General features: G+C 65.9%; 15 protein-coding genes (1 of these 15 cut by a window edge). 8 read left to right on the forward strand and 7 right to left on the reverse strand.

The window, feature by feature from the left end:
- The first annotated feature begins 204 nt into the window (after positions 1-204).
- The 5 genes from ccmA to BIWAKO_RS10405 all read left to right on the forward strand — a co-directional run bounded on the left by ccmA (position 205) and on the right by BIWAKO_RS10405 (position 3,101).
- Complete coding sequence (ccmA, locus tag BIWAKO_RS10385) at positions 205-825, forward strand: heme ABC exporter ATP-binding protein CcmA (RefSeq protein ID WP_244523405.1); 621 nt, start codon at positions 205-207, stop codon at positions 823-825.
- Positions 822-1,490 (forward strand): heme exporter protein CcmB, encoded by a 669-nt coding sequence (ccmB, locus tag BIWAKO_RS10390; protein WP_069878636.1) that lies wholly within the window; start codon positions 822-824, stop codon positions 1,488-1,490. Before ccmA ends, ccmB begins: the two co-directional genes overlap by 4 nt.
- An 89-nt stretch (positions 1,491-1,579) precedes the next feature.
- Entirely contained in the window at positions 1,580-2,338 is a 759-nt protein-coding gene (locus BIWAKO_RS10395) for a heme ABC transporter permease (protein ID WP_069878637.1), read from the forward strand.
- Positions 2,335-2,508: a heme exporter protein CcmD gene (ccmD, locus tag BIWAKO_RS10400; protein ID WP_069878638.1), complete on the forward strand. Its 174-nt coding sequence runs from the start codon at positions 2,335-2,337 to the stop codon at positions 2,506-2,508. The genes BIWAKO_RS10395 and ccmD overlap by 4 nt, the downstream gene beginning before the upstream one ends.
- Positions 2,505-3,101 carry a DsbE family thiol:disulfide interchange protein gene (locus BIWAKO_RS10405; RefSeq protein ID WP_084651247.1) on the forward strand — a complete coding sequence of 199 codons (597 nt, stop codon included), beginning with the start codon at positions 2,505-2,507 and terminating at the stop codon, positions 3,099-3,101. The genes ccmD and BIWAKO_RS10405 overlap by 4 nt, the downstream gene beginning before the upstream one ends.
- 66 nt (positions 3,102-3,167) lie before the next feature.
- Here the strand turns inward: BIWAKO_RS10405 and purQ are convergent, their stop codons facing one another.
- The 4 genes from purQ to purC form a co-directional block, all read right to left on the reverse strand.
- The gene (purQ, locus tag BIWAKO_RS10410) at positions 3,168-3,863 is read right to left on the reverse strand and encodes a phosphoribosylformylglycinamidine synthase subunit PurQ (RefSeq protein WP_069878640.1); all 696 of its coding nucleotides are present in this window, start codon (positions 3,861-3,863) and stop codon (positions 3,168-3,170) included.
- A gap of 4 nt (positions 3,864-3,867) precedes the next feature.
- Positions 3,868-4,110, reverse strand: a complete 243-nt coding sequence (gene purS, locus BIWAKO_RS10415) for a phosphoribosylformylglycinamidine synthase subunit PurS (RefSeq protein WP_069878641.1) — start codon at positions 4,108-4,110, stop codon at positions 3,868-3,870.
- A gap of 84 nt (positions 4,111-4,194) precedes the next feature.
- The gene (locus BIWAKO_RS10420; protein ID WP_141740040.1) at positions 4,195-4,779 is read right to left on the reverse strand and encodes a hypothetical protein; all 585 of its coding nucleotides are present in this window, start codon (positions 4,777-4,779) and stop codon (positions 4,195-4,197) included.
- Between the two features lie 14 nt (positions 4,780-4,793).
- Complete coding sequence (gene purC, locus BIWAKO_RS10425; protein ID WP_043242352.1) at positions 4,794-5,591, reverse strand: phosphoribosylaminoimidazolesuccinocarboxamide synthase; 798 nt, start codon at positions 5,589-5,591, stop codon at positions 4,794-4,796.
- A gap of 308 nt (positions 5,592-5,899) precedes the next feature.
- Between purC and BIWAKO_RS10430 the strand changes: the two genes are divergently transcribed.
- Together BIWAKO_RS10430 and BIWAKO_RS10435 are read left to right on the forward strand one after the other, a co-directional pair.
- A complete protein-coding gene (locus tag BIWAKO_RS10430; RefSeq protein WP_069878643.1) occupies positions 5,900-6,223 on the forward strand; it encodes a DUF1476 domain-containing protein in 324 nt (107 codons plus the stop codon).
- A gap of 162 nt (positions 6,224-6,385) precedes the next feature.
- A complete protein-coding gene (locus BIWAKO_RS10435) occupies positions 6,386-7,171 on the forward strand; it encodes an HpcH/HpaI aldolase family protein (RefSeq protein WP_069882341.1) in 786 nt (261 codons plus the stop codon).
- Between the two features lie 70 nt (positions 7,172-7,241).
- Here BIWAKO_RS10435 and BIWAKO_RS10440 read toward each other — a convergent pair whose 3' ends face one another.
- On the reverse strand, positions 7,242-7,883 hold the full coding sequence (locus tag BIWAKO_RS10440) for a DNA-3-methyladenine glycosylase family protein (protein ID WP_069878644.1): 642 nt from the start codon (positions 7,881-7,883) through the stop codon (positions 7,242-7,244).
- Between the two features lie 114 nt (positions 7,884-7,997).
- Here BIWAKO_RS10440 and gluQRS point away from each other — a divergent pair, with 114 nt between their 5' ends.
- A complete protein-coding gene (gene gluQRS / locus BIWAKO_RS10445; RefSeq protein WP_069878645.1) occupies positions 7,998-8,894 on the forward strand; it encodes a tRNA glutamyl-Q(34) synthetase GluQRS in 897 nt (298 codons plus the stop codon).
- 98 nt (positions 8,895-8,992) lie between these two features.
- Here the strand turns inward: gluQRS and BIWAKO_RS10450 are convergent, their stop codons facing one another.
- Positions 8,993-9,910, reverse strand: a complete 918-nt coding sequence (locus BIWAKO_RS10450) for an AEC family transporter (protein ID WP_069878646.1) — start codon at positions 9,908-9,910, stop codon at positions 8,993-8,995.
- Positions 9,911-10,045: 135 nt separating this feature from the next.
- Positions 10,046-11,729, reverse strand: partial view of a M23 family metallopeptidase gene (locus tag BIWAKO_RS10455; protein ID WP_069878647.1) — the 3' portion only. Its footprint extends 341 nt past the window's final position; the window shows 1,684 of its 2,025 coding nt (coding positions 342-2,025); the start codon falls outside the window, past its right edge — the gene reads right to left on this strand; its stop codon occupies positions 10,046-10,048.

Genomic DNA, 11,729 nt, shown 5'->3' on the forward strand with positions numbered 1-11,729 from the left:
CGGTCGCGATTCGGTCGCCCTTGCGGGCAGGCCAGATCGAAGGCCTAATGCGCATGACGCGCGCGCCGCCCCGGGAGTGCCCGAGCCCCGCGCCGGATCGGCGTGCGGCGTAGCCGAGCGTTCTATAGATCAATTCCAAGAAGCCCGCTACATGAACGAAACGCGTGCGTGGCAGCTTCTGACGCACGGGAAGATGCCCTGGCCTTGACGCAAATTTCCTACCCCCCACTCACGCTGAGCGCCGAAGGCCTGGCTTGCCGCCGTGGCGGGCGACTGGTTTTCGAGAAGCTTGAGTTCACGCTCGGGAACGGGGAGGCGATTGCGCTCACCGGCCGCAACGGCGCCGGCAAGTCGAGCCTGATCGCGATGATCTGCGGGCGGCTGCGGCCTGCCGCGGGAGTTTTGCGGGTCACGGGCATCGGTGATGCGCCCCTGATGGAACAGATCCATCTCGTTGGTCATCGCGACGGCCTGAAAACGGCGCTGACGGCGCGCGAGAATCTCGATTTCGTCCAGGCCCTGCTCGGCGAGCCCGGGCTTGCCGCCGATGAGGCGCTCGCCGCTATCGGCTTGCCGCATGTCGCGGCCCTGCCGGTCGGCTATCTCTCGGCCGGGCAGCGCCGGCGCGTTGCGCTGGCACGGCTCCTGGTTTCACGGCGGCCGCTCTGGCTGCTCGACGAACCGGCCTCGGCGCTCGATACGGCCTCCCAGCGCATGCTGATCGGGCTGATGCAGGCCCATCTCGATGCGGGCGGCGCGATCCTGGCGGCAACGCATGGCCCGATTGGCCTGGAAACGGCGCGCGAGATGAGGATCGGGCCGTGAGCGGAGCGTTCCTGGCGATCCTGAAACGCGATCTTGCCCTGGCGGCCCGTGCCGGCGGAGGTGGGGAGCTCGCGCTGGTGTTCTTCCTGACGCTGGTCGTGCTGGTGCCCTTCGCGCTCGGGCCTGATCTCAATCTGCTCTCGCGGATCGGCCCGGCCATTCTCTGGCTCGGAGCGCTGCTTGCGACCCTGATCGGGCTCGACCGGCTATTCCAGGGCGATGAGGAGGACGGTTCTCTCGACCTGATCCGCGCCTCGGCCCTGCCCCTCGAACTCGCTGTGCTGGCCAAGGGGCTGGCGCATTGGCTGACGACCGGTCTGCCGCTGGCGCTGGCTGCCCCGCTGCTTGGCCTGCTGGTCGCGCTTCCCGGCGAGGCGATGCTGCCGGTCGCCGGGACGCTGCTGGTCGGGACGCCGGCGCTGAGTTTCATCGGCGCCACGGGAGCCGCGTTGACGGCCGGCCTCAAGCGGGGCGGCCTGATCCTGCCGATCCTCGTCGCGCCGCTGACGGTGCCGGTGCTGATCTTCGGCGTCTCGGCTTCGAACAGCGCGCTTGGCGGCACGGTGCCCTTCCTGACGCCGTTCCTGATCCTGTGCGCCTTGTCGCTCGCGACGCTTGTGATCGGCACCATAGCCGCTGCTGCAGCACTCCGGCAGGCGGAATAGGCTGCGACGCCATGGCCATCGGCTGAGATTGTGAAGCGTGAAGCCGGTTGCTACATCCTCACTCGTCAAATGAAGAGCAAAAGGGCCGCATGGCTAGCCTGATCGAACTGGCGAATCCGACGCGTTTCATGCGCCTGTCGAGCCGGCTGCTGCCCTGGCTTGGGGGGGCGGCCGCGTTGCTGCTTGCCGTCGGCTTCTATCTCGCCTTTTTCGTCGCACCGGCGGACTACCAGCAGGGCGAGACCATCCGCATCATGTTCGTGCATGTGCCGGCAGCCTGGCTCGCGCTGATGTTCTACTCGATGATGGCGGTCTCGGCACTGGGCACCCTGGTCTGGCGCCATCCGCTTGCGGATGTCGCGCAGAAGGCGGCGGCGCCGATCGGCGCCTGCTTCGCGCTGATCTGCCTGATCACGGGGGCTCTCTGGGGCAAGCCGATGTGGGGCACCTATTGGGTCTGGGATGCCAGGCTCACCTCGGTGCTCGTGCTCTTCCTGATCTATCTCGGCATCATGGCGCTGTGGCGCACGCTCGACGATCCCTCGCGCGCCGGGCGCGCGGTGGCGATCCTGACACTGGTCGGCTTCGTCAACGTGCCGATCATCAAGTTCTCGGTCGACTGGTGGAATACGCTGCACCAGCCGGCATCGGTCTTCCGCGCCGGCGGTCCGACCATTCATCCAGCCATGCTCTGGCCGCTCCTGATCCTGGCGGCCGGGTTCACTCTGCTGGCGCTGGCGCTGCATCTCGTCGCGATGCGGGCCGAGATCATGCGCCGCCGGGTCCGCACGCTGACGATCTTCGAGGCCGAGAGGCTGGACCGGCTGGCGGCAGAGGTCGCGATATGAGCGCGTTTGGACCGCATGCCGGCTACATCCTGTCCGCCTATGGGTCGGTCGTGATGATTCTCGGCGGACTGATTCTGATGACCTGGCGCGATCACCGCGCGCAAAGGCAGGCTCTCGACGCGCTGGAACAGCGCGGCGCCGGCCGCCGTTCCGGGAAGGCATTGTCGTGAGCGAGGTCGAGAGTGCGCCAGGCCGGCGCTCGCCGCTGGTTTTCCTGATTCCCCTGATCCTGTTTGCCGGGCTGTCCCTGGTCTTCCTGGTCGGGCTGTTCAGCGGGGATGCCAGCAAGGTTCCGTCGGCGCTGATCGGCAAGCCGGCTCCGACGATCGCGCTGACCGCGCTCGAAGGGTTGCAGCGCGACGGACAGCCGGTCCCGGCCTTCACCATGGCCGATCTGGCCAAGGGGCGGGCCACCATCGTCAATGTCTTCGCGAGCTGGTGCGCGCCCTGCCGCGTCGAGCACCCGCATCTTGTCGCGATGGCTGAGGCGCCCGTGGTCAAGCAGGGCAAGGTCGCCGTGGTCGGGCTGAACTACAAGGATGAGGCCGAGAATGCCCGCCGCTTCCTGGGAGCGCTCGGCAATCCCTATTCCGCCGTGGGCGTCGATCGCGCCGGCCGTGGCGCCATCGAATGGGGCGTCTATGGCGTACCGGAAACCTTCTTGATCGGCCCCGACGGGCGGATCGTCGACAAGCATGTCGGCGCGCTCGATGTGAACAGCGCGCAGAAGCTGCTGGCGAAGGCGGCCTCGCTGGCGAAGTAAGCCGGGCCGCCTGGCCCCGTCGTGTCCGTCATGCCAGGCCAAATCCGAGCATGACGGGGGAGCCGGTCAGGCTGCCTTCTTGCCGCTGATCAGGCTCTCGAACATGCCGCGTCCATCGGTGCCGCCCGTGAGCGAATCGATCAGGTTTTCCGGATGCGGCATCAGACCGAGCACATTGAAACCCGGCGAGTAGATGCCGGCAATGCCGTTCAGCGAGCCATTGGGGTTGGCTTCGGTGGTGACCTGACCATCGGCGTCGGCGTAGCGGAAGGCAACCAGGCCTTCGCCTTCGAGGCGGGCCAGCGTCTCGGGATCAGCGATATAGTTGCCTTCACCATGCGCGATGCAGACATCGATCACCTGGCCCTTGGCATAGGCACGGGTGAAGGCGGTATCGGTGCGTTCGACGGTGAGATGCTGGCGCTTGCAGACGAATTTCAGATTGGCGTTGCGGGCAAGGACACCCGGGAGCAACCCCGCTTCGCAGGCGATCTGAAAGCCGTTGCAGATGCCAAGCACATAGCCGCCGCGCGCCGCATGGGCTCGCGTTGCATCCATGATATGGGCCCGGCCGGCGATGGCGCCGCAGCGCAGATAGTCGCCATAGGAGAAGCCGCCCGGCAGCACGACGAGATCCGTGCCGGCCGGAAGCTCCATGTCAGCATGCCAGACATGGGTGACGGTGGCGCCGGCCTGCCGCAGGGCAGTGGCGACATCACCCTCGCGATTGGATCCGGGGAAAGTGACGACGGCGGCTTTCATCGTCTTACGCTCCGATTTCGACGCGATAGTTCTCGATCACGGTGTTGGCGAGCAGCTTCTCGCAGGCATCCTTGAGAGCGCTCTCGGCTGCGGCCTTGTCGCTGGCGGTGAGCTCGATGTCGAAGACCTTGCCCTGACGCACCGAGCCGACACCGTCGATTCCGAGTGATTTCAGAGCGCCTTCGATCGCCTTGCCCTGCGGATCGAGCACGCCGTTCTTGAGGGTGACGGTGACGCGGGCTTTCATTGTGCTCTCCGGGCAGGGCTTCTGCGGGGTGCCTTAGCGGCGAATCGGTTCGGGCTCAACCACATGTCAGGGCTTCACGGCGAATCAGCGGCTGCGCCAGGCGGCGCGTGCATAGTTTTGGGCGGCTTCGCCATCATTGCTGACCGCGATCGCCATGACGAGTTTGCCGGCTTCCCGGCCATAGAGGATCGCGGTTGCTGCAAGCAGCCCGGTCTCGCCCTTGCCGCGAATTTCGACGAGCAGGCCGGACGGACCGCCGCCATCGAAGCGGGAAACGCTGGTGGTGCTTTTGATCGTGGCCGTTGCGCGCCTGGGCTTCGTGCCCTTGGCGGCATCGACCGGCTTCGAGAATTCACGGGCCAGACGGGCTGGATCGGTGGCGAGGCCTCGTTCGAACTCGTCGGCCTTGCGGCCTTCAACGGCGATCAGGGCTGCGACAGCGGGGCGCACGCAGTGCGCGCCGGCGCAATAGACGATGGTACGGGGCTCGAGGCCGTCATTGACGACCCAGGAGCCGATCGGCAGCGGCTGCCAGCCTCGATCGGCCGCCAGTTCGGCAAGGCCGGGACCGAAATGGTTGCTGCAGGCGGTGAGCAGGCTCAGGCCGCCGAGCAGCGCAGCCAAAAGCAAACGGGAGCGCAGGCGCTCCCGTTTCCAGTTCGCTGTCACGGCTCCGCCAGCGCTCACTGCACCAGGCGAGGTCCGGCGGCTGGGCCGGCCTTTTCGTTCTCGCCCATGATGCCGAGGCGGCGGGCCACTTCGGTATAGGCCTCGATCAGGCCGCCCATGTCGCGGCGGAAGCGGTCCTTGTCCATCTTGTCCTTCGACTTGATGTCCCAGAGCCGGCAGGAATCCGGGCTGATCTCGTCGGCGACGACGATGCGCATCATCTCGCCTTCCCAGAGCCGGCCGCATTCCATCTTGAAGTCGACGAGGCGGATGCCGGCGCCGAGGAACAAGCCGGAGAGGAAATCATTGACGCGGATGGCAAGCGCCATGATGTCGTCGATTTCCTGGGGCGTCGCCCAGCCGAAGGCGGTGATGTGCTCTTCCGAGACCATCGGGTCGTTCAGCGCGTCGTTCTTGTAGTAGAACTCGATGATCGAGCGCGGCAGCTGGGTGCCCTCTTCGAGGCCGAGCTTGGTCGAGAGCGAGCCGGCGGCGACATTGCGCACCACCACCTCGAGCGGAATGATCTCGACCTCGCGGATCAGCTGCTCGCGCATGTTCAGCCGACGGATGAAATGCGTCGGCACGCCGATATCGTTGAGATTGGAGAAGATGTGCTCGGAGATCCTGTTGTTCAGGACGCCCTTGCCGTCGATCACCTCATGTTTTTTGGCGTTGAAGGCGGTGGCGTCGTCCTTGAAGTGCTGGATCAGCGTACCGGGCTCCGGTCCTTCATAGAGGACCTTCGCCTTGCCTTCGTAAATGCGACGGCGGCGATTCATCGGGATGTACCGTGGCTTGAGGAAATCCAAAATCGGCCTTTCTCTGGTCGCGGTTGCCCGCGGCGGGATCGTGGCCCCTGTTCCGCCGGTCCTTCGCAAGCCTCGCTCAGATCTGCGCTCGGACGCGATCGGCCTGGATTGCGGATTGGTCCGGTTCAAAGCGAGCATAGCCAAATCGGATACCCTCGCGACCGCTATATGGGGCTTCTGCACTGCAAACGCAACAAACCGGGCGGAGTGTCTGATCGCCAGCGTGCAATCCGCGCTGGCCCTGGGCGCTGCGGCATCCTATATCGCTTTGAGAAGCCACCCGGAGCCCGCAAGAGGACTTAACCCGCATGACGACATTCGATCAGCGCAAGGATGCCTTCGAGAGCAGGTTCGCCCTTGATGAGGAGCTGCGCTTCAAGGCGACGGCCCGGCGCAACAAGCTTCTCGGCCTCTGGGCAGCCGAGAAGCTCGGCAAGAGCGGCGCTGAAGCGGACGCTTACGCGAAGTCCGTGGTCCTGGCCGATTTCGAGGAGGCCGGCGACGATGACGTGCTGCGCAAAGTGAGGTCCGATTTCGCAACCGCGAGCGTCGCGGTGCCGGACGAGGAGATCCGCCGCGTGATGACCGAGCTCCTGATCAGGGCCGCCGAGGAAATCCAGGCCGGGCGCTAGCGCCAAGACCCTGTTTCACGTGAATCGGCTTGGCCGGTTCACCAAACGCAGAACGTGGTTGAAACGGGCGCATGAGCGCCCGTTTGTTTTTGTGCGAGTTTGCTGCCCACTGTCCTCGTCCCGCCGTGTTTCAAGAGCGGGCTCAACCGGATGAAAACGCCGATGTCCTCCGCCAAGCCAACCGTCCTGTCCTCGCTCGCCGATCGTCTCGGCAAAGGCGACACGCTCCTGTCCGCCTGGTGTGGACTGCCCGATCCGAGCATCGCCGGAGTGCTTGCGCAGGAAGGTTTTGACGCCGTCACGCTCGACATGCAGCACGGGCCGATCACGCTTGGCGAGGTCATCCGGGCGATCCCGCTGATCAATGCGGCCGGAAAGCCTGCTCTGGCGCGGATCGCGGTCGGCGAATTCCAGAACGTGTCGAAGCTGTTCGATGCCGGCGTCTCGGGCGTGATCGCGCCGATGATCAACACAATGGAGGATGCGCGCCGTCTGGCGGCCTATGCCAAGTATCCGCCGCTCGGTGAACGCAGCTGGGGCAGCTATGGCGGCCTGGGCGCCTCTGGGCTCGACGCCAATAGCTATCTCAAGGCCGCCAATCGTTTCTCGATGACCTTCGCGATGATCGAGACGCGCGAGGCCATGGCGATTCTCGACGATATTCTGGCGCTTGAAGGCATCGACGCGTTGTTCGTGGGCCCATCCGATCTTTCGATCGCATTGTCCGGTGGAGCGTCGGTCAACGCCTCGGCGAAGGAGGTCGACGAGGCCCTGCGTCACATCGTGGCCCGTGCGTCTGCCGTGAACAAGCCGGTCGCATTCTATGCCGCCAGCGCCGAGAGGGCGAAGGAGGGCGTCGAGATGGGAGCCAGGCTGGTCACCGTGATGAGCGACACCGGCTTCCTGCGTGCGGCCGCGCAGACCGCGCTCAAAGTGGTTCGCGGCTAAGGTCCGATCCAACCGTCTCTGTTCGAATCGGCTTTCCTGAAAGCCGCATTCCACTTCGCGGGCCGATGCCTTAGGAGTTGATCCCCTCGCGGCGCTTCAGCGCGGCGTAGTAGGCCCAGAGCAGTCTGGCTGCCACGCCGCGCCAGGGGCGCCAGGCCTCGGCCATCTCCTGCAGCTCGCCCGGTTTCGGGCGGGCTTGGAGGCCGAAGGCGACGCGCGCGGCCTCCTGGATGGCGAGATCGCCGGCCGCGAAGCCGTCGCGGTGTCCGAGGCAGAACAACAGATAGATATCCGCGGTCCAGGGTCCGATGCCGGAGACGGCGGTCATGTGCTCGTGGATATATTCCGGGGTACCGCCCTCCAGAGACCCCAGGTCGAGCGTTCCTTCGACGATTGCCGCGGCGACGGCTCGCAAGGTGCGCTGCTTTGGCCGCGACAGGCCGGACAGCCGCATATCCTCATCGCTTGCAGCGAGCACGCGCTCCGGCGTGAGCGGCGTCAGGACCGACTCGACCCGGGTCCAGACGGCACGGGCGCTCGCCACGGAAAGCTGCTGCGCCACGATGATCGATGCCAGCCCCTTGAAGCCGCCCTCGCGGCGACGCAGCAGCGGCAGGCCGGTCCGGTCGATGATGGCGCTCCAGCTCGGGTGAAGCGGGCGGAGCGCGGCCATGCCCTCTTCGAGGTCGGCGTCGCAGGTGATTCTGGTCATCTTCGCTTCTTGAACCGGGATGGTGGCAGTGCGTGTCAGGAGATTTGGCTGTGTCTGAAGACGGGTTGTACCTGAAGACTTGGCCCGGTCATGGCCAGACCATAGAGAGGGCCCATGGCAACGTCCTCAGGCGATCGCGACAGACCGGTGTTTCGTTTCGCGCCCAGCCCGAACGGCCGGCTGCATCTCGGCCACGCATTCTCGGCGCTGATGAATGAGCACCTGGCCAGGCGATGGGGCGGGAGGCTGCTGCTGCGCATCGAGGATATCGACGTCTCGCGCTGTCGGCCAGAATTCGAGCAAGGCATCCATGAGGATCTCGCCTGGCTCGGCATCCGCTTTGACGCCGCCATCCGCCGGCAGTCCGAACATTTCGACGATTATCGCGCCGCGCTCGGCCGGCTGCAGACGAAGGCGCTGATCTATCCCTGCTTCTGCTCGCGCGGGCAGATCATGCGTGCAGTGGAGCTCAAGGAAGCAGAGACGGGCCGTCCCTGGCCGCGCGATCCCGACGGATCGCCGCTCTATCCCGGGACTTGCTGCGCGCTGCTTCCCGATGACGCGGGCAAGCGTGCGGCGAACGGCGAGGCTCATGTGCTGCGATTGGCGATGGGGCGGGCGGCGGCAGGGATCGGCGGGGAGGTCGGATATCCGCGCTTCGACGAAGATGGGCGGGTCACGCGTGTTGCCGCCGCTCCCGCGCGCTGGGGGGATGTGGTTCTGGCACGCAAGGACGTGCCGACCAGCTACCACCTTGCCGTGGTCGCGGACGATGCGCTTCAGGGCGTCACTCATGTCGTGCGCGGGCGGGATCTCGAAGCGGCGACCGATATCCATCTCGTGCTGCAACACCTGCTCGACCTGCCGACGCCGCGTTACCATTTCCATCGCTTGTTGCAGGACGAGACCGGCCAGAAGCTCGCCAAGAGCCGGATGTCGGAAGGCCTCGCGGAGCTGAGGGCACAAGGTGTCACGGCCGCGGACATCCGCGCGCGGCTCGGCTTTGCCTAGAGCCTCGGACGGGATCCCGTATCCGGTCTGAGGCTAACCTTCTGTGTTGGCGTCGGCCCGAAAGCGGCAATCCATTTTCGGGCCGATGCACGGGCGGTTCAGCCGACGCCGAGCCAGGTCAGCCAGGCCGCGGTGGTAAAGAGCGAGAGCATGGTCGAGAGGGCGATCGCGCTCGAGGCATCGGCGACACCCTGCCGATAGCGCTCGGCGAACAGATAGGCGTTGATCCCACAGGGGCAGGCGGCGAAGAGCACTGCGACGCCTGACCAGTGCGCCGGCATCTCGAAGACGCGGGTCGCCAGCAGATAGACGATCAGCGGGTGAAGGCCGAGCTTGAGGGTGCTCAACACGGCCGGCAGACCGAGACCGGATTCCAGCCCGTAGCGCCGCATGGCGATGCCGAGGCTGATCAAGGCGCAGGGGACCGCCGCACCGGCGAGCAGGTCGACCAATGTCCAGACCGGGGCTGGGATGAAGCCGATCACCGGCCGCACCGCCGAGCCGAGCAGGATGCCGATGATGATGGGGTGGGTGAAGAGCCTGCGGGCCATCACCTTCAGCGATGCCGAGCGGCCCTCGGCGAGCAAGGTCGCTGCCGTCATGGTCACAGGCAGATGGACCGCCAGTAGCAGGCCGAGCGGCACCGCGCCGGCATCGCCATAGGCCTTCAGGATCATCGGCACGCCGACGAAGACCGTGTTGGACTGGGCGGCGGCAAAGCCCGAGACCACCAGCTCCGGTCCCTTACGGCTGAAGACGCGGTGCGCAACCAGCATGGCCAGGGCCCAGACGATGGCAAGGCCGGTGAAATAGGAGATCCAGTAGCCCCAGGGTTGGCTCGCCGGGATATCGGCCTTGGCCAGTGTCCGGAACAGCAGGCAGGGCACAGCCAGAACGAAGACGAAGTCGGAAAGACCTTCGCCGGTCGTCTCGCGGACCAGCTTCGTCCAGCGCGCGACATAGCCGAGGCCGATCAGGCCGAAGACGGGCAGGACGACAAGCAGGGAGGAGAGCATCGGCGCGACAGATTCGATGAGCGGGATCGGGAAGGCGCCCCCTCGCGATCGGTCTTGCAGCAGGCAAAGTCAAGGAAGCGGTCGCGCAAATAGCGGCATGGCCGTGCCGCATTTTCGGTCAGCCGGGATAGGGCGCTAGCGCGCCTGGGCCAGCACCCCGCCCGAGCGCACGATCAACCCCTGGATCTCGTCACGCTGGCGCTTGAACTCGGCCAGCGTCTTGCCTTCGAGCTCGCGTCCTCGCGGAACGCGGATCTTCATCGGATTCACGAAGTTGCCGTTGACCATGACCTCGTAGTGCAAATGCGGCCCGGTGGAGAGGCCGGTATTGCCGAGATAGCCGATAACCTGACCCTGGCGCACTTTCACACCGGCACCGATGCCCTTGGCAAAGCCCGACTGATGCGAATAGGTCGTGACATACCCGTTCGCGTGCTGGATTTCGATCCGCCGACCGTAGCCTGAGGCCCAGTCGGCCTTGATCACCGTGCCGTTGCCGGCGGCCAGGATCGGCGTGCCGATGCGGTTGGCCCAGTCGACGCCGGTATGCATCTTCGAATAGCGCATGACCGGGTGGTAGCGCATACCGAAGCCGGAGCGCATCTCGGCATCGGTGATCGGCTTGCGCAGCAGGAACTTCTTCAGCGAGCGACCTTCTTCGTCAAAATAGTCGATCAGGCCGTCTTCAGGGGACTGATAGCGAAAGACCCGGCGGGTATCGCCGTTGATGGTGAGCGTCGCCGACAGGATTTCGCCGCGCTCGCCTTCCTCGTCCTCGGTGAAGATCACCTCGAGATTGTCGCCGCCGCGCACGCGCTGCTGGAAGTCCAGGTCGTAGGAGAAAATCCGGACCAGCTCGTCGATCATCGGGCGCGGCAGGTCGTGGCGCAATCCGGTCTCGTAGAGGCTCTCATAGAGCCTGGCGGCGCCGGTATCCTCCTCGTCCTCCTCGTCTTCCGCGGCTGCCCTGCGGGGTGTGCCGACGATCTCCTGCTTCGGCAGCGAGACCGGAACGAAAGCGCCGGCATCATTGACCGCGATCGTTGCCTCGGGCTGGCCGTTGGTGAGCAGCGAGACGCGAACGATCTGGCGCGGATCGCCTGGCCGGGGACCGGGTGCAAACAGCGCCTGAAGGACCTGGCCGTCCGGCAAGGCGGCAACGCGCACCTTGCCGCTGAAGGCCTGGATCATCGCCCTGATCTGCTCGGCCGGAGCACCGGCATTGCGCATGACCTGTTCGAAATTCTCGCCGCGCCGCGTGATCAGCAGCTTGTCCTCGACAAGCGGCTCGCGGGATGCGGCGATGGGGGTCTTCAGCGCGTTGGTGACATTTTCAGGGACAACGCGCACCTCGATGCCGGAGAAGCGCGTGTCTGTGGCCGGAGAATAGGCAAGAAGGTCGTTCGTGGCGCTGGGCGCTGCACCGCCGCCCAGCGTGCGGCTGAGCATCAGCTGTGGCGGGATCGGCAAGGGACGTTGCCGGCCCGCCACAGCCTGGTTGGCGCGCTCTTCCTCGACCTGCTTGATCACGTCGGGGTCGCCGAGGCGTGGGCGTCCGGTCGGAATCGCGATCGTGGTGAGGTCGCGCTTGACGATGGTGACGTCGGCATCCGGCATGTCGCCGGCCGGTTCGGCATAGCGCTCGGCGGGCTGGCCGCCTTCCGCAAACAGGCGCAGCGGATTGAAGGGCGGAATGTTCGTCGCGTAGACGCCGGTGGTCAGCGACAGGTTGGAGGCAAGCCGCACGAACGGGCGCACGCGGATGACCTCACGGTCGCCGACGCGCTGGGACATGGGCGCGCGCGCGCTGTGCCGGGCC

Source organism: Bosea sp. BIWAKO-01 (genome assembly GCF_001748145.1).
Classification (GTDB): Bacteria; Pseudomonadota; Alphaproteobacteria; order Rhizobiales; family Beijerinckiaceae; genus Allobosea.